This window comes from Martinezella sp. CNPSo 3959 (genome assembly GCF_057784355.1).
The window spans coordinates 452,906-476,347 of record NZ_JBXSOV010000001.1 but is presented as its reverse complement, the minus strand read 5'-3'; the positions used below and the strand labels follow the sequence as shown (position 1 = coordinate 476,347).

The window sequence follows — 23,442 nt, the reverse complement described above, 5'->3', positions numbered from 1 at the left end:
CCGCCGCTGTTCTCACTCTATTACGGAATTGTAATTCGACTGTCAGATGCGTTTCATGTCTGTCACGATAAGTTCGCGTGCAGATTCTGAAATGAGGAAACAACCAATGAGAAAAATCTTCACTGTCCTTCTTGCTGCATCCGTTCTCGGTATGCCGCTGGCTGCGACAGCGCAGGTCAAGCCGGCTCCCGCCGGCAAGCAGGCCGTTGTTCAAAAGGAGGCGGTGAAGAAGAAGATCGTTATCCGCAAGGGCGGATGGGTCAAGGGGCGTCGCCTGTCGGCCTCCGACCGCCGCCGCGCCACGGAAATCGACTATCGCGCCTTCCAGCTATCGACGCCTCCGCGCGGCTATCACTGGGTTCGCCTCAAGAACAATTTCCTTCTCGTCGGCATTACCAGCGGTTTGATTTCGAAGGTGCATGAAGCCAGGTAGGCCGGATGGAGCTACCACCAAGCAAACCAAGGGCGGCCGAGAGCCGCCCTTTTCGTGCCCAAAACTTATGGAGCAGTTTGAATCAAAAATCCCCGGCATCTCTGCCGGGGATCGAGCGTTCGTCTCTTATCTATCAATCTCAGCTCAGGCGGCCGGCTGCGTGGGCCAGCATCGTGTAGACCTTGCCGGTGTCCGAGGTGAGATAGGACTGTGTGACGGTGCGATCGCGATCGGTACGCGCGACATCGGCGAGCAGCTTTTCGAAGTCGGCGATGTAGCGATCGACTGCGGTGCGGAATTCCGGCTCGCGGTCGTACTTGCGCTTGATCTCGTCGAAAGTCTGCTGACCCTTGAGCGTATAGAGCCGGCGGGTGAACACATCGCGTTCGCCGCGCTGGTAACGGCGCCAGAGATCGACCGAGGCGTCATGATCGATGGCGCGGGCGATATCGACCGAAAGCGAGTTCAGCGACTCTACGACATGGCGCGGGTTGCGTGCGGCGGGAGCAGGAGCCTGTTCCGGAGGCGCCTTCGGCGCTGGTTGGCGGGCCGGCTGCAGACCGGCATTTTCATCGCGCGACGCGCCACGCAGCAGATCGCTGATCCAGCCGCCACCGGCCGCTTCCTGGCGAGCAGGAGCTGCTGTTTCCGCTGGACGCTGCGGCTGTGCTGCCGGTCGCTCGGCAGGGAGTGATCCACGCAAGCCGAGCGCCTCGATCGAAGGCTGCTGCGGCTGCGGTGCCGGGCGCTGTACGGGCTGCTGGGCGACCGGGGGCTGTGGCGCCGGTTGCTGCGGGGTCGATTGTTGTGGCGGCGGAGCTGCAGCTGCCGGGGCAGGTGCAGCGGGTTGCGGCCGTGGAGCAGGCTGTGCTTCGGCCAGCGCGCGCGCGGTCGGCTCGGAAATCTCCAGCTGCTGCGTCGAGCGGCCGACAATCTGCGAGATGTCCTGCAGGGCCTTGATCTGTTCGGCAACGGCGCGACGCATGGCTGCAGCGCTCTCCTTCGCTTCTTCCGGAAGATCGAAGGCTCCGCGCTTCAGTTCGTTGCGGGTGAGGTCAAGCTCGCGGCGGATATCGCCGGCGGAGCGGCGGATCTCATCCGTCGCACCGGCGAAGCGGCCGATCGCGTCATCGACTGCAACGCGCAGGGTTTCACGCAGCTGCTGGGCAGCCGTATCCGAGGTCTTGCCGGCGTCGGCGAGCATCTGCTCGACCTCGGACAGCGAGGCCGTGAGGCCGCCGCGCAGTCGATTGGTGAGATCGCTGGAGCGGCGCTCGGCGTTGGCGAATGTGTTCTCGACAGCCTGGTTGGCTTCTTCGCCGGCCTTCTGCAATGCGGTGCGCATGTTTTCCGCTGCATCTTCGGCACGCTTCTCGGCGTCGGAGAGAACGCGGCCGATATCGCCGAAGGAAGACTGAACGCTCTGGCGGAGATTGCCGGTCACCTGGTTCGACCGCTGTTCCGCCCGGTCGAAGGCCGTTTCCACCATAGAGCCGAGGGCGCGCATGGTGTTCTCGATCTCTTCCGAGCGCTGAACGAGACCGACGGCCAGGTTCTGCAGTGCCGTTTCGCGCTCTTCCAGCGTCGATACGAGGTTCGACTGGGCAGCGCCAAGGAGCTGGGATGCTTGCGTCAGCACCTTGGAGTGATCGTCGAAACGACCGACGATGCTGCCGACCTGCGACAAGGTCTGGCCGGTAATCTCAGACAGCTTGTCAACCTTGCCTTCGAGAAGACGGCTGGAGGCCGAGACCATCTCGCCGGCCTTCGCGGCGGATTCGGCGAAGCGTGACGAGGTTGCCATGAGGCGGTCATCGACGTTTGCGAATTCGCTTGCGGCATTGGACAGCAGTCCGGCGATCGCCGAGTTATTGTCCGCCAGACGGGCGATGATGCCGTTGACGCTCGCAAGCAGGTTGTTTTCGAGTGCGCTGACCGTGCTGACCGCGTGCTCAGTGCGCGACGAGATCGCATTGATCAAGGCGGCATTTTCAGCGCGCAGGCGTTCCGTGCTTTCCTGAGCTGCCGCCGTGATGAGAGCGGCCGCCTCCTGACCCGTTGCCGCATAGCGATCGACGATCGGGCGAGCCTTTTCGTCGATGAGGCGTGAAAGTTCGGTGGAGCGCCCAGCCAGCATCGAATTCAGCTCGCGCGTGCGCTCGTCGAGCGAGGTGCGGATGGAGGAGCCACGGGCTTCCAAGGCCTTGTCGACATCGGCAAGCGTGGTGTCGATTTCGCGGGCGCGTTCCTCCAGAGAGCTGCGGATCGCCGTGCTGCGCTCGTCGAGCGCACGCTCGACCTGCGCCATGGTGGAGGCGATTTGCTCGCTGCCGCCGGTAAGCGTGTTGCGGATGGCCGCGCCACGGGCTTCCAGCGACTGTTCGGCCGAAGAGAGCGCCTGCGAGATCGTATTGACCTGGTTGCTGACGAGGCCTTCGGCTTCGGCAACCTTGTTGACGATCGCGTTGCCTGCTTCCGAGAAGGTCTGGGCGACGGCCGCAGCCTGGCTTGCAAGCCGGTTCTGCGTTTCCGAGACGCGGTTGACGAGCTCGTCGGAGCGCTCGCTCATGGCACGCGTAAAGGCATCGCTATGGCTGCCGAGGTTCTCGGCGAATTGTTGGCCGGTATTGGCGAGCAATTCGGCCGTGCGGGTTGCTTCCGTGTCCATGCCCTGCGCGGCGTCGGCAACGGCCGTGCGCAGCGTCGTTGCAAGATTGGCGGCCTTGCCTTCGATCGTGCGGTTGACCGCTTCGAGGCCGAGATTGAGAGCGCGATCCATGGTCGAAAGGCGCTCTTCGATGCGAGCAGCTGCCTGGCTGCCGCTGTCGTCGATCTTTGCCGCGCCACTCGCCAGCGTATCGGAGAGGCGGTTGCCGGCAACATCGACCTGGGCGGCAACGCCGGTGACGCCTTCGTTGATGCGATTTTCGAGCGCCGAAAGGCTCGCTTCGACGCGCGAACCGGTCTCGGCAAAGCGGTTCGTCATGCCGTCGATCGACTGGTTGAGGTTGGATGAGAAGGTTTCGGCTGAGCGTGCGATGTCGCCGGCGGCCTGCTGGATACGGCCGGCAATGTCGCCCGCACCGCTGTTCAGGCGCTCTTCCAGCGTCCTCGCGCTGGCGTCGATGGTCTGGCGCAGCGAAGCCTCACGGTCCTCGAGCGACATTTCCAGCATGCTGGCGCTGGTGGCAATCGAGGTGCCGATGGCGGTCGTCTGTTCCATCAGCGTGTTGTCGATCTGCGCGTGGGCATCGCGCAGGGCAAGGTTGATCGCATTGCTGCGGTCTTCCAGCGTGGAACGCATACGCTCGTAGGCCGAGGCGAGGTTCTGATCCATCTGCGACAGACCGGCGCCGAGCGTATTCTCCAGCTGGCGGGTCGTCGTGCCGAGAACGGTTTCGACGCGATCGCTGTTGGCGCCGAGCATTTCGGAGAGGGTGTCCGTATGGGCGGTGAGCGAGCGGTCGAGGCGTTCCTGGTTTTCGCTATAGGCAGCACGGATGGCTTCCGCCTTGTCGCCAAAGGCTCCGGCAACGCGGGACTCTGCACCGGAGACGCTGTCGAGAAGCGCGTTGGCGCGTTCCTCCAGGGCGCTTTCGAAACGGTTCTGGTTTTCTGCAAGCGAAATTGCGAAGGCCATGCTCTTGTCGTCGAGCGTGTTGGTCAATGCCTCATGGCCGCTGGTGACGGTATGGGCAATAGCCTTGGCGCTGTGGGAAAGAGTGTCTTCCAGCTTCGCATGGCCTTCCGAAAGAGCAACGGCGAGCGCCATAGTCCGGTCGTCTAGGCTGTTGACGATTTTGTCGTGAGTGCCGGCGACGGTTTCGGAGAGGGCGTCAAGACGGCTGGATACTGCATCCTCCAGGCGTGACTGGGTGTCCGAAAGCGAAATGGCGAGGGCCATCGCCTTGTCGTCCAGTGCATCGGCCAGCGCACTGTGGTTGCTGGTGAACGCATTCGTGATCGCCTCGGCGCGATTGGCAAGCGTCGCTTCGAGACGCGATTGGCCAGAGGTCAGCGCATCGGAAAGCGCCCGTGTCTTGCCATCCAGCGTATCGGCAACGCGATCGGCATGGCCGGAGACGGTATCCTCCAGGCGGGCCTGGGCTTCCGACAATGCGATGGCGAGTGCCATCGCTCTGTCGTCCAGCGCTTCGGCCAAGGCATTATGATTGCCCGCAAATGCCTTGATGATGGCCTCGGCGCGGTTTGCGAGGGTTTCGTCAAGACGAGCCTGTCCGGAGGTCAGCGCAGCGGCGAGGGCGCTGGCCTTGCCTTCGAACGTGTCAGCGACGCGGTCTGCGTGACCGGAGACGGTTTCCTCCAGCCGAGCCTGGCTCTCTGAAAGTGCGATGGCGAGCGCCATCGTCCTATCGTCGAGAGCATTGGTGACGCTTTCGGCGTGACCCGAGACGGTGCTTTCGAGGCGAGCCTGTCCCTCGGCAAGTGCGCGTGCCAGCTCATTGGTCTTGGAATCTAGCGTGCCGGCAACACGTTCCGCATGACCGGAAACCGTGTCTTCCAGGCGGGATTGGCTTTCGGAAAGCGCGATAGCAAGTGCCATCGTCTTGTCGTCGAGCGTATCGGCCAGCTTACTGTGAGTATCGGCCATGACGCCAGTTATCGCGTCGGCGCGGCTCGCAAGCGTGTTTTCGAGGCGCAGCTGGCTTTCGGCCAGCGAAATGGCCAGCATCGAGGTACGCTCGTCCAGGGCGGCGGTCAGATGTTCGTGAGAACCGCTGACGGCGCTGGCAATTGCTTCCGAACGCTCGGCAAGCGTCTGCTCGAAACGGGACTGGTTATCGGCCAGCGCGCCGAACAAGGCGTTGCTGCGGGCGGCCATGACGGCATCGACCCGCTCATGGGCAGAGCTCAAAGCCTGCGTGATTTCGTTGGTGCGAGCAGAGAGGGTGTTGTTGATGTCGTTGGCACGGCCGGTGAAGGCCGAGGTGAGTTCTTCCGTGCCGCTTTGCAGCGCGGCGGAGACATCGCGCGTGACACCCTGCACGGCGGATGTGAAGGCACCGGCATGCGAGGCGAGGGTAGTGTTGAGTTCGCTCGTGCCCGAGGTCAGGGCGGAAGAAATGCCTGTCGTGGCGTTCTGCAGCGCGGAGGTGATCTCGTTCGCCTTGGAGCCGATCGCGCTTTCCAATACTTCCTGGCCGGTTGCCAGCGTCGTTGCGAGAGCGAAGGACTGGTCGGTGAGATGCGAACCCAGGCGCTCGATGCTGGAGGTCAGGATGCCTTCCAGCGCATCCGAATTGCTGCCGAGCGACTGATTGATGCGGGCAAGGCTTTCCGAGAGCTTGGTGTCCAGGGAGCCGGCGCGCTTGTCGAAGGCGGAGGTGAATTCCGACACGCGGTCATCGAAGGTCGTCGAAAGCTGCGCGATCGTCGACTGGAAGCGTTCTTCGAAGAAGCCGGAGCGCAGGTCGAGATCCATGATGGTGTCATCGGCTGTCGACTGCAGGCTTTGACGGAAGCTCGCGCCTTTTTCGTCGAGTGCCGTGTTGAGGCGGGACAGAACATTGTCCAGCGTGCCCGTGATGGACCGCTCGCCGCCGCTGAGGCTTTCGCTGATCTCCTTCGTGCGGGCAACCAGTGTTTCATTGAGCTGGCGTGCACGTTCATTCAATGCGGAATTCAGCTTTTCGGTGTTTGCATCGAGCGTCGAGGCGCGCGTTTCGAACTGACCGAGCAGGTCCTTGCCGCGGTCGGCAAGAGTCGACGACAGAGATTCCAGGCGGGTATCGAATTCATGGCTGAGCGCGAGGCCCGAGGCGTTGAGGTTCTGCAGCAGGCTGTCGGTCTTGGCGGAAAGCAGGGTGCCGAGGGCCTGGACCGCGGAATCCGACTTCTCCATCAGGGCGGCTGCTCGCGTGTCGATCATCGATGCGAAAGCTTCGCCAGAAGTAGAGAGCCGCACGGCGATTTCTTCGGTCGCCAGCGACAGGTCTTCCTTGATCTGATCGTGCACGCCTGAGATCGAAGAGCGGATACGCTCGGCGTGATTGACGATGGCGTCGCGTTCTGCGCCGAGTTCGTGCACGAGGCCGCGCACGCGCAATTCGTTGTCGGCGTAGCTGCGTTCCAGTGCGTTGACCTCGGAATGGACGAGGGTTTCGAGTTCCGTCGCGCGTGCAATGGTGCGCTCGATGCCTTCGTTCATCGCCGAGACTTCACGGCGAACGGCCTGACCGACCGTCATGATGCGCTCGGAAGCGATGGTTTCCGGCTCGACGAGACGCAGGGCGACTTCCGCCATGGAGCGCGCTGCATTGCGCATGTCGTGCGCACGCGAGATCATCATGCCGAAAGCATAGAAAAGCAGCACCGGAACGATAATGCCGACGATGCAGGCGATGACGCCCGGAAGGGCGGCGAGATCCGCGATGGAATGAATGTTCCGGATCTGGGTGCCATAGAGCATGAACGCGAGGCCGGCGCCGCCGATGATCCAGAGCAGCGAGAAGATCGTGGCGTTTCTAACCGCACGGCTCTGCGAGGCTCCGTCGAGCGCTCTCAATATGCTTGCGGAACTTGCCCTGTTGCCGTCATTGGCAGCAGCGAGGTTCGGATTCTTCGGTGCCTCGGCAGGGCGGGGCGGAGTGGCAGGGGCTGCGGTGCTGCGCGCGCCGCCATTCTTGCGGGCGGCATCATCCCTGGTCTGCTTTATCGGCTGTTTCGGCGGCTCAGACACATTTTGCTCCGGGATATCGGGCGTAGTTCCGCTGCGAGACTCCAAGCTCTCGTCACTGAAATCGATCTGCAAAGCTTCGTCCAATGCCTGAAAGGCCTTGTCCTCGACCGACTCGATGTACTTTTTGTTCGCCATGCGGTTACGCCTCGTTACAACTCACTCGGGCTTGCCGTGCCTTTTCCGGTAATTCCGCCGCGTCCGGAAAAGACGAACCCTGCCTCCCGTGGGGTCTTCCGCCTTCGGTCAACACCGAGCTTGGATTTCCCATTACATTCAGAGTGGATAACTGGTTTTTCAAACGGATGTTATGAAAACATTACCATCATCCACTTCCGGGGCAAAGGCATGTGCCATCCACCCAATTTACCAGTATCGTAGTGACACATTCCCCCAGTCATGACAATTAATTCCACCTTAAAGCCAGTGGATCATTAAGGGGCCATTAACCCTGTTTGACTGTTCAATGCGATGAAAACCCAAGATTTTGAGCATGTTTAACGCACGTTAACCATGTCCCGAGTTTTCAGCCCTTAATGTGCCAAAATTTAACTCGATGGCCATGTCCGGGCCGCAACTATGCGGCAGGTCTATAAAACAGACACAGATAAAAGACTGGAGCATTGGCACATGGCAGCTTTGAACATCGCATTTGAATCTCCGGACAATTCGCGGGGCGCGGCTCCGTCGCGGGAGCGGGCCATCGATCTTGTCCATCTCGGAAAACAGACGATGGGTGATAAGGCCCTGGAAGTCGAGGTGCTGCAGATGTTCGCAAGGCAGGCTCGTTCATGCCTGCAGGAGATTGGCAGCGGCGATTTGAAACGCATAGAAGCTGCATCGCACAAGCTGAAGGGGGCTGCCAGCTCCATTGGCGCCTTTCGCGTGGCGGATGCGGCCGGAGCGCTCGAAAGCAACGTCGGCGACGCTGCTCGTATGGCAGCGGTTACAGCTAGCGTTATCGAGGCCGAAAACTTCATTTTGAAGCTTTCGCGCTAGGCCGAGCGTTCGAACAGCAAATCTCAAGCATTCTTGCGCCGCCAGAAGGGATAATCCGTTTCGGCGGCGCAAATGTTGACTGCTCCAGCGAATTGTTGGAAGTAAAATTCCGATCGTCCTTCATTCAAGCAATTCGGAATTCACCCACATGACCAAATTGACCATCGTCGCCTTCGACGGCACGCGCTTTGACCTCAATGTCGACGAGGGCTCCACCGTGATGGAAAATGCAGTGCGCAACTCTGTTCCGGGTATCGAAGCGGAATGCGGCGGCGCCTGTGCCTGTGCCACCTGTCATGTCTATGTCGACGAGGAGTGGACCGAAAAGGTCGGCGGACCGGAGGCCATGGAAGAAGACATGCTCGATTTCGCATTCGACGTCCGTCCGAACTCGCGGCTTTCCTGTCAGATTAAGATGAAGAGCGCGTTGGACGGGCTTGTGGTGCATGTGCCGGAGCGCCAGGCCTGAGGCAGCGCTCCAACGCGCCTTATGCGATTCCTCGGCCAGATCTCCTGTAGACGCTCGTCACGCAAAAAGATGCCCCGCTCAGCTGGTGCAGCGAGCGAGGCGAGGCGGGCGCATCACCACAGGCAAGGGAGGAAACACCTGCGGCTTCAGGACGCGCCAGGAGAACACTTAGCGCATGCTTCGAAAAACAAACCCGACTGCGCCGAAGAGCGAATAGACCCGCCGACGCAGGCACTCGAAATCGATCCTTATGAGACAACCGCCAGGCCTTTTTCGAATCAACCAGTGCGTTTGTCTCTGTAATTGATAGGAAAAACCTATTTCAGATTCTCGTAAAGTTCAAAGAGCAGCGGGATCGCACGATTCACAGGATATAGTGACCTATTTCCCACAGCTGTCGTCACTCGATCGCTTTTTGCGCTGAGGGCAGCTCTTCGGACTACTGCGAATTGCCTTGTCGGCTGCGATAGTAGAGCAGCCTCTGCATGCGGCTCGAAAAATTGAGCGCTTCTATGCGGTCGAAGCGCGCCTGATCGGCGTCGTGCCGTTCGGTTTCGCGCGATGTCACCGCGTTTGCCCGTTCCTGCAGCGTATCGCAATTGCTGGCGGGTGGCAGAGCGAGGATCTGCTTTTCCATCTGCCGCGCATGCTGGCGGGCGATTTCGACATGCCGATCTTCGTGGCGCCGGATATCGCCGGCCAGGGTATCCCAGATCACGGAAAGCTGCTTGCTGGCGCCCCGCCGGTCCCGCCAGCGCGGCAGGATGATTTCCGTATTGACCGTTACCTTGACGCTGGAGATATGGCAGCGGCCGTTTGATTCGCTGTAGGTCGCACTGCCGCCGAAGCGGATCTTCGTTGCGCCGGGATGGTGGCTGCTTGAGCCTATCGCCAATGGCCCGCGCTGGTTCAAGGCTGCATCGAGCTCGTCGGCGGTGCTTCCCTTGATGTCGAAATAGGAAATTGACTTGCGGGCGATGACTTCTGCACCGGCCACACCGGGTATGCAGACCGCGAGCAGCAATGCACACGAAAGACTGAACTTATGGGACGCAAGCGGCATTCGTGTCGCTACCATGTTGAACTTCTGTGAACCTTGCGGCATAGCCACTGTGAGCGCAATATCAAGCGCAAGGTTTTTTCCTTTTCAATGGGATGGACAGTTCGTGACGGAGCTTCGCAGCCAAAGCTGGCATGTCGCGCATGGCCGCAGCATCGATGTCGGCGGGCAGAGTGTCATCATGGCTATCGTCAATGTGACGCCGGATTCCTTTTCCGACGGCGGTCATTATGAGGCCGTCGATGCGGCCGTTGCCCATGCGCTGGCTTGCGTCGAGGAAGGGGCCGCCATCATCGATATCGGTGGCGAATCGACCAAGCCGGGTGCTGTCGCCGTCAATGCCACCGAGGAGCAGGGACGGGTACTGCCTGTCATCGAAGCGCTGCGCGGGAGGACTGACGCACTGATTTCGGTCGATACCTACCGCGCCGATACGGCGCGGCTGGCGATCGGAGCGGGTGCCCATATCGTCAATGATGTCTTCGGTCTGCAGCGCGAGCCTGATATCGCCGCTGTGGCGGCACAAACTGGCGCCGGTCTCTGCATCATGCACACGGGCCGCAACCGGCAGAAGCTGCCTGATGTCATTGATGACCAGCTTTTCTTTCTCAATCGCTCGCTGGAGATCGCAGCCGCCGCAGGCGTAGACAGGCGGACGATCGTGCTCGATCCGGGTTTCGGCTTCGCTAAGGAAAATGTTGAGGAAAATCTGGAACTCATGGCGCGTTTTAACGCCCTGTTGCGCTTCGACCTGCCGCTATTGGTCGGCACTTCGCGAAAGCGGTTCGTCGGCACTATAACGGGTCGCGAAGCAGCTGATCGCGATGTCGGCACCGCTGCAACCAGCGCAATCTTGCGATTGCAGGGAGCTGCGATATTCCGTGTACACAATGTCGCAATCAATAGGGACGCGTTGGCCATCGCGGATGCTATTCTCGCGACGCGGGCGAGACTTAAAACATGATGCTCGGATCCAAGGAGCGGTTTTCGGACGCGATCGCGCCTGTTCGAAATGGAGATACGCCATGAGCGCTGTGACATACACCATTACTCTACAGAATTGCGCCTTCTTTGCCCGGCACGGCGTCCATGACGAGGAGGAATTCCTCGGCCAGCGCTTCTTCGTCGATGCCGAACTCGATGTGGAAGCCGGCGACGCGCTGGAGCGCGATTCGATTGACGATACCGTCAATTACGGCGTCGCCTTCAGCGTCATCGAGGAAATCGTGACAGGTCGCCGGCGTTATCTGATCGAGGCGCTGGCGCTCGATGTGGCGAAGGAGCTATGCCGTCGTTTTCCGAGTATCCGCCGGGCCAAAATCACGGTACGCAAGCCCAATGCCCCGGTTCCGGGCGTTCTCGATTATGTACAGGTGAGCATTGAGCATTTTGCCTGAGGGTGCAGCCGCGCGGACGACGCTCGGTTTGGGCGGCAATCTGGACAACCCGGTCCACGCCATGGCGCTCGCCCTGCGTACGTTGGACGCGCGTGCCGATTGCCGGGTGGTTTCGGTGTCGCGGCTTTACCGAACGCCTCCCTGGGGCAAGACGGATCAATCCTTTTTCTACAATTCCTGTGCTGCCGTCGACACGACACTCTCGCCAGAAGCCCTGCTCGACGTCTGTCTGGACATAGAGCGGCAGATGAAGCGGGTGCGGATCGAGCGCTGGGGACCACGCACGATCGATATCGACGTGCTGACCTATGGGGATTTGGAAAAGGCCGAGCCGTTGCTTACCATTCCACATCCGCGAATGGTCGAGCGTGGTTTCGTGCTGATGCCGCTTGCTGATTTTGCCGCCGATCTCGTGGTGAAGGGCAGGGCAATCTCGGATTGGCTGCTGGACGTCGATGTCGAAGGTATCGAGGTCGCGGACGAAAGCCGTGATTGGTGGCGGACAGCCTGAACCGGACCCTTGGATCTATAAAAACAAAGGCCGGCAAATTGCCGGCCTTTGTTTTTCTGAGTTCTCATCTAATGCTATTGGATCGACCCGACCGCCATCTGGTCGACGTCGGCGCGCTTCAGAGTGACGCCGATAACCGGTACCATCTGATCGCCGACCTTCACCGAGATTGTGACATTCATCGACTTGTTGTCCGCAACGCGAGCGATCATGGCGCCGTTGAGCTTCTGGCGGATCAATCCGAGAACGACGGTGTTGTCGTTGACCGCGCCTGATGTCACGTCGAGGCCCTTGCCGGCTGCGCCATCCAGGAACTTTCCGCTGTAAGAACCGCCATTCTGCGTGATCTCGGCCGACATCGGCTGCTGGAAGACGCCGACGCGGCAGGTGCCGTCGAGCTTGACGCCAGCGCTGCCACCATCGGATGGCTTGCCAGTGAGATTGCATGTGAACTTGGTGCCCTTGTACTTGCCGGCGACGATTTCGCCGGGGCCGCTCCAGGTACCTGAGATTGACTGGAAGAAGGCCTTGTCGCGGGGCGCCGCGTCGGCCGACTGCACCCAGGCGCCGGTGGAGATGGCTGCGGCTGCAAGGCTGCTTACAAGAAGAAATCGACGCGAAAACATGGACATTCCCTAGCGAGGCGGAACCGTGAAACTGATTGTCACTTTTGCCGCAGAATGGTTAATGCTTGGTTTCCTGAATGCCAAAGCGCCTGATTTTCAGGTCCTCATGCAGGATTGCGGCCGCCTACGCTCGGCGTGAGGTCGCCGGCAAAATCGGCAATGCCGGGACGCTTGAGCGCCTTGAAGGGGAGCGGCCGGCAGAGGTCCATGGCGGCGATGCCGATTCTTGCGGTCATCATGCCGTTGACGACGCCCTCGCCAAGACGCGCCGACAGTTTCGACGCCAGGCCGTGGCCGATCAGTTGCTGGACGATGCTGTCGCCGACTGCAATGGAGCCGGTGACGGCCAGGTGGGCGATCACATCGCGCATCAGCCTGACCATGCCGAGCGTTCCGGGTCTGCCGCCATAAAGCTCGGCCATGGCGCGGACGAGTCTTGCCGCTTCGTACAGAACGTAGAGAATATCGACGAGAGCACGGGGGCTGACGGCAGTTACCACCGATACCCGTTTCGAGGCACCGAGAATCAGCGCGCGGGCGCGGCGGTCGAGCGGGCCGAGCAGCTCGCGTTCGGCGAGGTCGATCAGTTGCGGCGCATCGATGATATCGTCTTCTGCCGCCTTCAGGGTCGCGCGGCCTCTTGCTGTGTCCGGATTGGCTTCCAGAATGGTGCAGAGTCGCTTGACCAATGCTTTGGCGCGTGCCGGCCGGGTTTCGACAATGGCGGCATCCGCCTCCGCCTTGATGCTCTGCACGGCGGCGAGCCGCATCATTCCAGCTGTCTCGCGGATGACGATGGCAAGCACGGCCAGGACGCCGACGGCCACAACTGCAAGGGCAGTATAGCCGAGCCAATCGGCCCGGCTGAACAGGTCGCGGATGAGCTGATCCGTCCAGAGACCGAAAGCGAGCGATACCAGAATGCCGAGCGCGCTGAGTGCCACCTTACCGAAGGAGAACCCCTTGCGGCGGGGCTTGGCGATGGCAGCCGCATCCGAATCGGCACCGAGGGCCGGGTTGATGAACGGATCTTCCGCGTCGGGCGTCAGCACGATATCGGTATCGAAGCTCTGCGGTTTGCGAACCGCTGGCGCGGTTGCCTCTTTTTGGGAGGTTTCAGGTTCCACCGCGAAGGCGCCGGGACGACGATCACCGTTCGGCTCGTTTTCGGTCGATTTCGTCATGCGAGACGGTCTCCGAGCAGGAACTGCATGGCACGGTCGAGGCGGATATGCGGCACCGAAAGCTTGATGCCTTCCCCCGTTTTTTCCAGCTCCGGCGGGCGAAACCGTACGACATTCACTTCGGGCAGATGGACGTTTGCTCCATTGGATTCAAGGGCTTCGAACAGCCAGCGGGGATTTTCCGGGAGATCGCCGGGGAAGACCGCCGTCTTGCGATTGCCGTCGAAGGTCTCGCCGGCGATGGTTTCGCCGTCCATCGGCGTGCCGACGATGACGGGAAGCGTCTGCCCGTCGCGGGTCACGGTTGCCTCGCGGGTCGCCCGCACCGAGGCGATGGCCATCACATCGATGCCGGCCCCGGCCATGCCGATACGCTCAATGGCGCGGTCGACGAGACGGCGCGTCAACGCCTCCAGCCGATCATGACTTTCATGATGGAGATGGTCGGCCTTGGTCGCGGCCACCAGCACGCGGTCGATGCGGCGGCCGAGCAGCGAGGAGAGGAGGGAGTTGGTGCCCGGACGGAAGCAGGCGAGCACATCCGTCAGGGCCCGTTCGAGATCCTGCACCGCTTCCGGGCCGCGATTGACGGCCTGCAGGGCGTCGACCAGAACGATTTGGCGGTCAAGCCGGGCGAAATGTTCGCGGAAGAAGGGCTTGACGACAACGGCCTTGTAGGACTCGTAGCGCCTCTCCATCATCGCCCATAGCGACCCTTTCGGCGCATTGCCCTCGGAAGGCAACTTCAGCGGTGCGAAGGTGAGGGCAGGCGAACCGTCGAGATCGCCGGGCAGAAGGAAGCGGCCGGGGGGCAATGTGGAAAGCGAACGTTCGTCGGATTTGCAGGCTTTCAGGTAGTCGGCGAAAGCTGTGGCAAGATTGCGCGCCTTCATTTCATCCGCGGGTTCAGCGATATCTGCCGCTTCCGTCATGCCAAGCCAATGACGTGACAGTTCGGCACGAATGCCGGTCTCCGCCAGCGCCAGCGTCTCCTCGCTGAAGGTACGGAAATCCTTGGCGAGCAATGGCAGGTCCAGCAGCCATTCACCCGGATAATCGACGATATCGATCGAGAGGCGGCCGGGCGAGAACAGGCGGTTCCAGCCGCTGGCGCTTTGGTAATCCAGCGTGAGGCGCAGCTCGGAAATCGCCCTTGTCGAATCCGGCCACACGCGGTCTTTCACGAGCGCGTGGATATGATCCTCATACTGAAAGCGCGGCACGGCGTCGTCGGGCTGCGGTTCGAGACGAACGGCGGAGACACGGCCGGACTGCACCGGCTCGAACAGCGGCAGGCGTCCGCCATTCAGGAGATTATGCACCAGCGAGGAGATGAAGACGGTCTTGCCCGAACGGGAGAGGCCCGTGACGCCCAGACGAATTGTCGGATTGACGAGACCGGCGGCTCGATCGGCCAGATTATCGAAGGCGATGAGGGCGTCGTCGGTAAAAGAGGTCAGGCTTGGGGGCAAGGCGGGATCCCTGGATGACAGCGTGACCGTGAATATAGGGATGGAAACTTGCGCCGAAAAGATGAGCGGATATGTGTCTGCAATCAGCCGCGCGGCCGCTTGCGGCCCATATCGCCGAAGTCTCTATTCGGTGACAAAGTCGAGCAGTACCCAGCCCGATGGCGTCGAATCGACAACGGCAAGGCCGGCTGTCGGAAATCCGCGCGGAAGAGCGCTGGCCAGAGCATCGCGTCCGATCAAGGCTGCAAGCGTCAGTTCGATGACCGGGTTATGCGCGACCAGCATGACCGACTCCTGATCGGTCTGCGCAGCGATGAGTGACAGATAGACATCCGGTGAGCCGTTATAGAGTTCGTCGACAAAGCGGAACTCCGTCGACGGCGCGACGACGCGGCGTATAGCCTCGGCGGTCTGGCGGCATCGCAGGGCGGTGGAGGAAATGACAAGGTCGGGCTTGTAGCCTTTATCAGCCGCCTCGTCGGCGACAATCTCGGCCGCGGCATAGCCGTTGTCGCTCAAGGGACGGTCGAAATCTTTTTGGCCGGGTGCAGCCTGCATGGCCTCGGCGTGGCGTAGAAGATAGATCCGGGAGGGCGGCGGCGAAATGCTGATCATGGCAAGATCTCGAGGCTCGATTTCACTCATGAGGTAACGTCTCTTCATTGGTGCCGTCAACTGCTGCGCGATCTGTCAGAAGGCGAAATGCTCCATCATCACGGGAAGGTTACGAGAGACGCGAATCTGGCTCGATGAGAAGAAGTGATGAAAAAATAGACCCTTAGCTGAATTTTATGACAAATTTAAAAATCAGTTGACAGCATCTATTTGGCTTGAATCGGCACTATCGGTTGGGATATACAGCCCAGCCATATGAGATGTTCTTCAGGAGAATCGCGTTGAGTGAGAAGATCGATCTTAGTAATTATGTGCCCTCGGAAGACGAGGAGTTCATGAATCTGAATCAGCGAGCTTATTTTCGAGCGAAGCTGGTGGCATGGAAAAACGACATCCTTAGAGAAGCGCGCGAAACGCTGGATCATCTGGCGGAAGAAAGTGCAAATCACCCCGATCTCGCCGATCGGGCTTCTTCCGAAACTGACAGAGCTATCGAACTTCGGGCTCGCGACCGCCAACGTAAACTCATTTCCAAGATCGATGCCGCATTGCAGCGCATCGAGGATGGCACATACGGCTATTGTGAAGAAACCGGCGAGCCGATCGGTCTCAAGCGTCTGGACGCTCGCCCGATCGCAACCTTGTCGATCGAGGCGCAGGAGCGTCACGAGCGCCGTGAAAAGGTTTACCGCGACGAGTGATGACAGCATCGGTTTCGACCGGCTTAAATAAAACAAAGGCACGATGGAAATCTCCGTCGTGCCTTTTTCGATTCCGGCGTTTCTGAGAGGCCGCACCTTATTTATCGCGGCTGACGCTCATTTCCCCAAAGATGCGAGCGACTTCCTTCTGAAGAGCGCTGTCCGCTCCGGTCAGCGGAGCGAGCTCCGGTTCGACGCGTTTTGCCGGGCTTGGGATCGTGGATGGTTCAGCATTTGGTTGCTGCTGCACCTGTCGCGGTGCCGGCGCGTTCGGAATGATCCGTTCGGCGGTCAGGTTCTTCGACATTTCCGCTTCCAGAATACGCTGGAAATCATTGCCAGGTTCGACCGATGGCGTCGGTGCGGGGGTAGCCTCGGCTGTTGCCGGGAGTGCGGGAGCCGGTTGTTGCTGAGGCAGGACGACATGTCGGGCAGCGTCCAGTATGTCGGCGGCTTCCGTCTCGCTGATAGTCGGCACCGGCTGGGGCGCCGGTTGCTGCAGCTTAACGGCGGCGGGTTGCGGGTGTTCGGCCACTTGCGGGACTGGAGCCGGCGGCGCCGTAGGCTCAGGGCGCCGCTCGTTGCGCAGATAGGCTTCGATCTTGTCCTCAGCGGTTTGCTGGCGCTGCGGAAGCGTTGCGGGAGGAGCTTCCACCGCAGCCGCCTTCTGCTGCTGCGGCCGCCTCTCTTCAAATGCCATGGGGATATCGACCGGCGTCGCGGCGGTTCCGGCGCGTGTGGGATCGGAAATGCCCGATTCGATGACGATGTCCGTCGGGCCGCCGATCATGATCAGATGCTCGATCCCATCGCGTCGCACGAGCACGAGACGGCGGCGAGCATCGACGGCGGCGGCATCCAACACCTGCAGGCGAGGCTGACGGTTCTTGCCACCGCGCACGAAGGGAGAAGGCGCTCGGTTGCGCATGACCCACAGAATGCCGATGAGCACGAGCAGGGCAATGCCAACTCCACCGGCTGCGAGAAAGAAACGGCTGCCATAGGCTCCGGCGATATCGTCCAACATGTCGAGATACTCCGTAATTGTCCCCGATGTTGCGGTTTACAGCGCCGCGCGTCACATGTGACGCGCAAAGGTCGTTGTAGTACTTTAAATCCACTGCATAATTTTACCCTTAATCAAATCCTGTTTTGGGGAATTATGCAGTAGTTGCAACTTACGAGTGTAATGCTTTCACCATGACCCTTCTATACGGCGATCATATGAACAGGATTGCGCCGGAGACAAGATGCGATTGCAGGCTGTTGTCTTCTATTGCCTGTGAATTCAAGCCTTTCTGGCCCGGCAAAGCTTTTTGCCGATGACGCAACTTGATAAAGAAGATTCGAAAGGTCCGACTCCGGCGACCCCTAAAAACGTGTATGACATGTCGCGAGGAGAACGGCCGATACGAGGAGTTCATGACGAAGCAGCGTCCGTCCGACGAGTATAGCGTGCCGCTGGTGGATCGCGGGGTTCGTTCTGGAACCGTGCTGCGCATCATCCTGCTTGCGCTCGTTCTCGTGGCCGCGGCCGCGGCTTTCGTCGTCTTCAAGAACCAGCTGGACAACGAAGCGGTTCTCGGTGGCCTGGGCATTCTCGCCATGGTCGGCATCTTCTTCCTGGTTTCCTCGATCATTGGCTTTGTCGAGGTCATGCCACAGCCTCAGTCCGACAGTCTTGCCCGGTCCTTCCTCAACAGCCATCCGGACGGAACGCTGATCACGGACGAGAAGGGGCGCATCGTCTATGCGAATGCCGCCTATGGCCGGCTGACCGGTGCGACGAAGGCGACGGAAGTGCAGTCGCTGGAGATGCTGCTGTCGCGAAATCGCGAATCCAACGAGGCTCTCTATCGTCTCGCCAATGGCCTGCGCGATGGCAAGGAAGGATCGGAGGAGTTCCGCCTGCTGAAGCCGCTCGGGCCTGTGGATGGAAGCGGCAATGTGGCGCATTGGTACCGGCTGAAGGCGCGCGTGTTGCCGGCCGAGCAAGGCGCCAACAAGGCGCTGCATATCTGGCAGATTACCGACATCACCTCCGAGCGTGACGATCAGGAACGTTTCTTCAAGGAACTGCAGAACGCGATCGACTATCTCGACCATGCGCCGGCCGGCTTCTTTTCCGCGGGGCGCAAGGGCGAGATCTTCTATCTCAATGCGACGCTGGCTGAATGGCTGGGCTTCGATCTGACGAAATTCGTGCCGGGCTCGATGACGATCGGCGATCTTGTGGCAGGCGAGGGGCTGGCGCTCATTCAGTCCGTCCAGGCCGAGCCGGGCTTGAAGAAGACGGTGACGCTCGATCTCGATCTGCGCCGTTCCAATGGCCAGAGCCTGCCCGTGCAGATCGTTCATAGTGTCACCTCGATGCGCGACGGCGCACCCGGCGAGAGCCGTACCATCGTCCTGACCCGTCAGAACGGTGCCGATACCGAGCAATCGGCCTCCGCTGCCGCGATGCGCTTCAGCCGCTTCTTTAACAATACGCCGATGGCGATCGCATCCGTCGATGGCAATGGCCGTATTCTTAGGACGAATGCGCCCTTCCTCAAGCTCTTCTCGGATCTGGTCTCGCGTGATGATATCGAGCGCGGTGCCGCCCTGGAGAGCGTCGTCAACGAAAGTGATCGGCCGCAGCTGCAGCAGGCGCTGGCGGCCGCCAAGGACCGGCAGGGTGACATTCCGCCGATCGATTCCCGTAATCCGAAAGACGAAACGCGGCATTTCCGCTTCTATGTCAATGCCGTCATCGACCAGACCGACGAGGCGCCGGAAGAGGCTGCCATCGTCTATGCCGTCGAGGTGACTGAGCAGAAGGCGCTCGAGACCCAGATGGCGCAGACGCAGAAGCTCAATGCCGTCGGGACGCTTGCTGGCGGCATCGCGCATGACTTCAACAACGTTCTGACCGCAATCCTTCTGTCTTCCGACCATCTCCTGCTGCAGGCTCGGCCTTCCGACGCCAGCTTCGCGGATCTGATGGAAATCAAGCGTAATGCCAATCGTGCGGCCGTGTTGGTGCGGCAGTTGCTCGCCTTCTCGCGCAAGCAGACGATGCGGCCGACGATCCTGAACCTGACTGATGTGATCGGCGATCTGCGTATGCTGGTTGACCGGCTGCTATCGGGTACGCATGTCAAACTCGACGTCGATTACGGGTGCGACCTCTGGCCGGTCAAAACCGATCTCTCACAGTTCGAGCAGGTGCTGATCAACCTCTGCGTCAATGCCCGCGATGCCATGCCGGGCGGCGGTACGCTGACGTTGCGCACCCGCAATCTGCGTGCGGCCGATGTCAGCGCCTTCAACTATCCCTACCTTCCGCATGAGGAGATGGTGCTCGTCGAGGTCAGCGATACCGGAACCGGTATCGCGCCTGAGATCATGGACAAGATTTTCGAGCCCTTCTTCACGACCAAGGAAGTGGGCAAGGGCACCGGCCTCGGCCTTGCCATGGTTTACGGCATCATCAAGCAGTCCGGCGGCTACATCCAGCCGGAATCGGAAGTGGGCAAGGGAACGACCTTCCGCATTTTCCTGCCGCGGCACATCGTGGAAATGCCTTCGGTAACGGAAGCGAAAGTGTCGGAAAGCCGCGATGTTACGGCCATGGACCAGGGTGCGGGTGTCGCCGCTTCTCCGGAAGAACCGGCCGATCTTACAGGCAAGTCCGCTGTCGTGCTGCTTGTCGAGGACGAAGAGGCGGTACGCCGTGGTGGCAAGCGCATGCTTGAGACGCGGGGTTATACCGTCCACGAGGCCGGCTCCGGCGTTGAGGCGCTCGACATCATGGAGGAGCTAGACGGACAGGTTGATGTCGTCGTCTCCGACGTCGTCATGCCCGAGATGGACGGGCCGTCGCTGCTGCGCGAATTGCGCAAGAAATATCCGGATCTGAAGTTCATCTTTGTTTCGGGGTATGCCGAGGATGCCTTTGCCCGCAACCTGCCAGCGGACGCCCAATTCGGCTTCCTGCCGAAGCCATTCTCGCTGAAGCAGCTTGCCGTCGTCGTGCGCGAGACGCTGGACAAGAATTAAGTGAGGGGTGTTTTGCGCCTCTCCATGTTGCCGATTACGGCGCAACGGTGTAATCAACCGCCCATGATCGACCTCGCCAAGCCCGTTTTCCAAATGTGGTGGCGCTCCTTCTAGGAGCGGCAGTCGTCATGTCTTGAAATCGACCCTGCCGCCGTAATCCGGCAGGCATGGTCCATTTCCGTTTTTCCCTTCCCGATTGCGGCGGCTCCTTTTGCGGAGCAATGAAATGTTTTCCCCTACCGATAATCGTCCCGTCATCCTGACGGGCGATCGGACCACGGGTCCACTCCATCTCGGCCATTATGCCGGGTCGCTGAAAAGCCGCGTTGCACTTCAGCACAGCCATGAGCAATTCCTGCTCTTGGCGGATACGCAGGCACTGACCGACAATGCGCATGATCCCCAGAAAGTGCGGCGCAACGTCCTTGAAGTCGCCACGGACTATCTTGCAGTCGGCATCGATCCGGCGCTGACAACGATCTGCCTTCAATCCGCTTTACCCGCGCTGGCGGAATTGACACTGCTCTATTTGAATTTCGTTACGGTCAGTCGCCTGGAGCGCAATCCGACGATCAAGACGGAAATGCAGCTGCGCGGTTTCGAACGCGATGTGCCAGCTGGCTTTCTCTGCTACCCGGTGGCGCAGGCTGCCGATATCACCGCCTTCAAGGCGACCGTCGTTCCCGTCGGGGAGGATCAGGCGCCGTTGATCGAGCAGACCAATGAGATCGTTCGCCGTCTCAACCGACAGATCGGGCGAGACGTTCTGGTGGAGGCAACAGCGATAGTGCCGGCGGTCGGGCGTCTGCCCGGCGTCGACGGCAAGGCGAAGATGAGCAAATCGCAGGGTAATGCGATCCCGCTTTCGGCATCGTCCGATGAGATCAGGGATGCGGTGCGGCGCATGTATACCGATCCGGATCACCTTCGCGTCAACGATCCAGGCAAGGTCGAAGGAAATGTCGTCTTCACCTATCTCGATGCTTTTTGTGAGGATCGGCGGTTGGTCGACGAGATGAAGGCGCATTATCACCGCGGCGGACTTGGCGACGTCACCTTGAAGAGACATCTCGAGGATGTCCTGCAGGCGCTGCTCGCGCCGATCCGAGAGCGTCGCGCGCGTTATGCCGCCGAACCGGACTATGTGATGGCAGTCTTGCGGGAGGGGACGCGAAAGGCGAGGGAGCGGACAGAGGCTACGCTTGCCGAATTGAGGTCTGCTCTGGGTCTTTTCTCTCTCACTTGAAAGAAAGAGAACGGCCGGGCGCTCGCACACCCGGCCATTCCTGTGACGACGGCCTTGATTAGTCCGCCAGAGCTACGGCGATTTCCGCGGCCAAACGCGCATTGTTTTCGACAAGCGCGATATTGGTCTTGAGGCTGCGGCCTTCGGTGATGTCGAAGATCGTGCTCAGCAGATAAGGCGTAACCGCTTTGCCGGTGATCTCGTCGCGCTCGGCACTGTCGAGGGCCCGCTCGATATAGATTTCCATCTCCTCGCGCGGGATCTCGTCGGCTTCCGGAACCGGATTGGCGATCAGCATACCGCCATCGATGCCCAGCTGCTCGCGCGTCGTCTGGAAGTTGGCGATGGCCGCCGGGCTGTTCAGCGTCAGCGGGCTTGTCAGGCCGGATGAGCGCGACCAGAAGGCCGGGAACTCGGTGCTGTCGTAAGTCACGACCGGAACACCACGGGTTTCCAGCACTTCGAGCGTCTTCGGAATATCGAGGATCGCCTTGGCTCCGGCGCAGACGACGATAACGCCGGTGCGGGACAGCTCTTCAAGGTCGGCCGAAATATCGAAGCTCTCTTCCGCGCCGCGATGGACGCCGCCGATGCCGCCGGTAGCAAATACCTTGATGCCGGCGCGGGCTGCGGCGATCATCGTGGCGGCCACGGTGGTCGCGCCCGTGCGGCGCTCGGCGATCGCAAAGGCGATATCAGCGCGGGAGACCTTCATCGCCCCTTCCGTCTTGGCAAGGGCTTCCAGCTCTTCCGGCTCGAGGCCGATATGCAGGGTGCCATGGATGACGGCGATGGTTGCGGGTACAGCGCCTTCCTGACGGATGATCGCCTCAACGCTGCGCGCCATCTCGATATTGCCTGGATAGGGCATGCCGTGGGTGATGATCGTCGATTCCAGAGCAACGATCGGCGCACCGCGGAGCTTTGCGGCAGCGACTTCCTTCGAATAGGAGATCGGAAGCAGGGGCGAGATAGGCTGGGTCATTGTCGTTTCCAATTCACTGAAACAATATACGCGTCTTGAGCAGGCTTCATGACAGAATTTCGGCCTCGGGAACAAGGGCCAGGGCCGCGTTTAGCAGCTCGGGAGAGAGATTTTCTGCCGTTGCGTAGGGAGACTGGACGGTGATTGCCGCTGCCGCCGCGCCATGACGTATGGCTTCCGCGAGATCGTGGCCGGCCATCAGCGCCGACAGAACGCCGGAAGCAAGCGAATCTCCCGCACCGGTGACATCGGCTACATCTTCGACGATAGGCGGCTGCAGGCTGACGATGGTATCGCGCGAGAATGCGATCAGGGGGCGTTTCCCGCGGGTGATCACGCCATTACGCAGGCCGAGCGCTCGCAAAGCGCTCACCCATTCGCGTGGGTCCTCCGGGCGCATTTCAGTCAACGCCGCGGCTTCGGCTTCGTTGAGGAACAGGTGATTGATGCCGGCAAGGCTTGGCTTCAGCCGCACCACTTTTGCCGGTGAGATGGCGATAGCGGCGACCGGCTTGCCGCATAGAGCAGCTCTTGCCGCGATTGCGCCTAAGGTTTCGGCAGGCAGATTGGCGTCGCAGAGAATGAGGTCCGTTTCATCGAAGGCATCGCGAACGGCGCGAATCGCCAGGCGTCGCGGAACGAAGAGCTTGTAGAGCTCCATATCGGCAAGCGCGATGACCAGATTGCCGTCATTCTCGAGGATCGCGGTATAGCTCGGCGTCTTGCGATCGAGGAAGACGAAGGGCTTGTCGTCGATGCCGGCATGGCTTGCAGCCTCGGCCACCATTTCGCCGGAGGGGTCGCCGCCGCGCGGCGAGATCAGCTTTACGTCGAAGCCGAGGCGGGCGAGATTTCGCGCCGCATTGAAGCCGCCGCCGCCGGGTTCCTCGAACCATGCGCCGGGGTTGCTGGCGCCAGGCGCCGTCTCGCCGAAGATGCGGCCACGGCGGTCTATGTGGGCGCCGCCGAGAACGAGAATCTTTTTCGCCATAGGGTTATCCTCAGC

The 23,442-nt window shown here is 60.7% G+C and carries 18 protein-coding genes; 9 read left to right on the top strand and 9 right to left on the bottom strand.

Annotation, left to right across the window (positions count from 1 at the left end):
* Positions 1 to 106: 106 nt before the first annotated feature.
* A complete protein-coding gene (locus AC13RE_RS02440; protein ID WP_488561822.1) occupies positions 107 to 433 on the top strand; it encodes an RcnB family protein in 327 nt (108 codons plus the stop codon).
* Positions 434 to 572: 139 nt separating this feature from the next.
* On the opposite strand, the gene AC13RE_RS02435 is transcribed toward AC13RE_RS02440, so the two are convergent.
* Positions 573 to 7,268, bottom strand: a complete 6,696-nt coding sequence (locus AC13RE_RS02435) for an apolipoprotein A-IV repeat region-like domain-containing protein (protein WP_488561821.1) — start codon at positions 7,266 to 7,268, stop codon at positions 573 to 575.
* Positions 7,269 to 7,760: 492 nt separating this feature from the next.
* Here AC13RE_RS02435 and AC13RE_RS02430 point away from each other — a divergent pair, with 492 nt between their 5' ends.
* Together AC13RE_RS02430 and AC13RE_RS02425 are read left to right on the top strand one after the other, a co-directional pair.
* Positions 7,761 to 8,129 (top strand): Hpt domain-containing protein, encoded by a 369-nt coding sequence (locus AC13RE_RS02430; protein ID WP_488483266.1) that lies wholly within the window; start codon positions 7,761 to 7,763, stop codon positions 8,127 to 8,129.
* A 148-nt stretch (positions 8,130 to 8,277) separates the two neighbouring features.
* A complete protein-coding gene (locus AC13RE_RS02425; RefSeq protein ID WP_015340086.1) occupies positions 8,278 to 8,598 on the top strand; it encodes a 2Fe-2S iron-sulfur cluster-binding protein in 321 nt (106 codons plus the stop codon).
* A gap of 439 nt (positions 8,599 to 9,037) precedes the next feature.
* Here AC13RE_RS02425 and AC13RE_RS02420 read toward each other — a convergent pair whose 3' ends face one another.
* On the bottom strand, positions 9,038 to 9,661 hold the full coding sequence (locus tag AC13RE_RS02420; RefSeq protein WP_488483342.1) for a DUF922 domain-containing Zn-dependent protease: 624 nt from the start codon (positions 9,659 to 9,661) through the stop codon (positions 9,038 to 9,040).
* A gap of 103 nt (positions 9,662 to 9,764) precedes the next feature.
* On the opposite strand from AC13RE_RS02420, the gene folP reads away from it, so the two are divergent.
* The 3 genes from folP to folK all read left to right on the top strand — a co-directional run bounded on the left by folP (position 9,765) and on the right by folK (position 11,566).
* Positions 9,765 to 10,622: a dihydropteroate synthase gene (folP, locus tag AC13RE_RS02415; RefSeq protein ID WP_488561820.1), complete on the top strand. Its 858-nt coding sequence runs from the start codon at positions 9,765 to 9,767 to the stop codon at positions 10,620 to 10,622.
* 61 nt (positions 10,623 to 10,683) lie between these two features.
* Entirely contained in the window at positions 10,684 to 11,055 is a 372-nt protein-coding gene (gene folB / locus AC13RE_RS02410) for a dihydroneopterin aldolase (protein WP_112398356.1), read from the top strand.
* Complete coding sequence (folK, locus tag AC13RE_RS02405; RefSeq protein ID WP_132717686.1) at positions 11,048 to 11,566, top strand: 2-amino-4-hydroxy-6-hydroxymethyldihydropteridine diphosphokinase; 519 nt, start codon at positions 11,048 to 11,050, stop codon at positions 11,564 to 11,566. Before folB ends, folK begins: the two co-directional genes overlap by 8 nt.
* 74 nt (positions 11,567 to 11,640) lie before the next feature.
* Here the strand turns inward: folK and AC13RE_RS02400 are convergent, their stop codons facing one another.
* From AC13RE_RS02400 to AC13RE_RS02385, 4 genes are all read right to left on the bottom strand, one after another.
* Complete coding sequence (locus AC13RE_RS02400) at positions 11,641 to 12,192, bottom strand: hypothetical protein (protein WP_112606368.1); 552 nt, start codon at positions 12,190 to 12,192, stop codon at positions 11,641 to 11,643.
* Positions 12,193 to 12,296: 104 nt separating this feature from the next.
* Positions 12,297 to 13,376, bottom strand: a complete 1,080-nt coding sequence (locus AC13RE_RS02395) for a YcjF family protein (protein WP_488561819.1) — start codon at positions 13,374 to 13,376, stop codon at positions 12,297 to 12,299.
* Positions 13,373 to 14,848 (bottom strand): YcjX family GTP-binding protein, encoded by a 1,476-nt coding sequence (locus tag AC13RE_RS02390; RefSeq protein ID WP_488561818.1) that lies wholly within the window; start codon positions 14,846 to 14,848, stop codon positions 13,373 to 13,375. The genes AC13RE_RS02395 and AC13RE_RS02390 overlap by 4 nt, the downstream gene beginning before the upstream one ends.
* Positions 14,849 to 14,971: 123 nt before the next feature.
* Positions 14,972 to 15,463, bottom strand: coding sequence for a SixA phosphatase family protein (locus AC13RE_RS02385; RefSeq protein WP_488562530.1), 492 nt, complete (start codon positions 15,461 to 15,463; stop codon positions 14,972 to 14,974).
* Positions 15,464 to 15,744: 281 nt separating this feature from the next.
* On the opposite strand from AC13RE_RS02385, the gene dksA reads away from it, so the two are divergent.
* Positions 15,745 to 16,164, top strand: coding sequence for an RNA polymerase-binding protein DksA (gene dksA, locus AC13RE_RS02380; protein WP_015340076.1), 420 nt, complete (start codon positions 15,745 to 15,747; stop codon positions 16,162 to 16,164).
* A gap of 97 nt (positions 16,165 to 16,261) precedes the next feature.
* Here dksA and AC13RE_RS02375 read toward each other — a convergent pair whose 3' ends face one another.
* Positions 16,262 to 17,191: a flagellar biosynthetic protein FliO gene (locus AC13RE_RS02375; RefSeq protein WP_488561817.1), complete on the bottom strand. Its 930-nt coding sequence runs from the start codon at positions 17,189 to 17,191 to the stop codon at positions 16,262 to 16,264.
* Between the two features lie 395 nt (positions 17,192 to 17,586).
* On the opposite strand from AC13RE_RS02375, the gene cckA reads away from it, so the two are divergent.
* Positions 17,587 to 20,205: a cell cycle histidine kinase CckA gene (gene cckA, locus AC13RE_RS02370; RefSeq protein ID WP_488561816.1), complete on the top strand. Its 2,619-nt coding sequence runs from the start codon at positions 17,587 to 17,589 to the stop codon at positions 20,203 to 20,205.
* 226 nt (positions 20,206 to 20,431) lie between these two features.
* Positions 20,432 to 21,451 (top strand): tryptophan--tRNA ligase, encoded by a 1,020-nt coding sequence (gene trpS, locus AC13RE_RS02365; protein ID WP_488561815.1) that lies wholly within the window; start codon positions 20,432 to 20,434, stop codon positions 21,449 to 21,451.
* A 58-nt stretch (positions 21,452 to 21,509) separates the two neighbouring features.
* On the opposite strand, the gene AC13RE_RS02360 is transcribed toward trpS, so the two are convergent.
* A complete protein-coding gene (locus AC13RE_RS02360; protein ID WP_488561814.1) occupies positions 21,510 to 22,436 on the bottom strand; it encodes a pseudouridine-5'-phosphate glycosidase in 927 nt (308 codons plus the stop codon).
* 46 nt (positions 22,437 to 22,482) lie between these two features.
* Positions 22,483 to 23,427, bottom strand: a complete 945-nt coding sequence (locus tag AC13RE_RS02355) for a carbohydrate kinase family protein (RefSeq protein WP_488561813.1) — start codon at positions 23,425 to 23,427, stop codon at positions 22,483 to 22,485.
* Between the last annotated feature and the right edge of the window lie 15 nt (positions 23,428 to 23,442).

What these genes read in the sequence shown, in the direction of transcription:
- AC13RE_RS02440 (WP_488561822.1), top strand. Translation starts at nt 107, where the DNA reads ATGAGAAAAATCTTCACTGTCCTTCTTGCTGCATCCGTTCTCGGTATG.
- AC13RE_RS02435 (WP_488561821.1), bottom strand. Translation starts at nt 7,268, where the DNA reads ATGGCGAACAAAAAGTACATCGAGTCGGTCGAGGACAAGGCCTTTCAG.
- AC13RE_RS02430 (WP_488483266.1), top strand. Translation starts at nt 7,761, where the DNA reads ATGGCAGCTTTGAACATCGCATTTGAATCTCCGGACAATTCGCGGGGC.
- AC13RE_RS02425 (WP_015340086.1), top strand. Translation starts at nt 8,278, where the DNA reads ATGACCAAATTGACCATCGTCGCCTTCGACGGCACGCGCTTTGACCTC.
- AC13RE_RS02420 (WP_488483342.1), bottom strand. Translation starts at nt 9,661, where the DNA reads ATGCCGCTTGCGTCCCATAAGTTCAGTCTTTCGTGTGCATTGCTGCTC.
- folB (WP_112398356.1), top strand. Translation starts at nt 10,684, where the DNA reads ATGAGCGCTGTGACATACACCATTACTCTACAGAATTGCGCCTTCTTT.
- AC13RE_RS02400 (WP_112606368.1), bottom strand. Translation starts at nt 12,192, where the DNA reads ATGTTTTCGCGTCGATTTCTTCTTGTAAGCAGCCTTGCAGCCGCAGCC.
- AC13RE_RS02395 (WP_488561819.1), bottom strand. Translation starts at nt 13,376, where the DNA reads ATGACGAAATCGACCGAAAACGAGCCGAACGGTGATCGTCGTCCCGGC.
- AC13RE_RS02385 (WP_488562530.1), bottom strand. Translation starts at nt 15,463, where the DNA reads ATGATCAGCATTTCGCCGCCGCCCTCCCGGATCTATCTTCTACGCCAC.
- AC13RE_RS02375 (WP_488561817.1), bottom strand. Translation starts at nt 17,191, where the DNA reads ATGTTGGACGATATCGCCGGAGCCTATGGCAGCCGTTTCTTTCTCGCA.
- cckA (WP_488561816.1), top strand. Translation starts at nt 17,587, where the DNA reads ATGACGAAGCAGCGTCCGTCCGACGAGTATAGCGTGCCGCTGGTGGAT.
- trpS (WP_488561815.1), top strand. Translation starts at nt 20,432, where the DNA reads ATGTTTTCCCCTACCGATAATCGTCCCGTCATCCTGACGGGCGATCGG.
- AC13RE_RS02360 (WP_488561814.1), bottom strand. Translation starts at nt 22,436, where the DNA reads ATGACCCAGCCTATCTCGCCCCTGCTTCCGATCTCCTATTCGAAGGAA.
- AC13RE_RS02355 (WP_488561813.1), bottom strand. Translation starts at nt 23,427, where the DNA reads ATGGCGAAAAAGATTCTCGTTCTCGGCGGCGCCCACATAGACCGCCGT.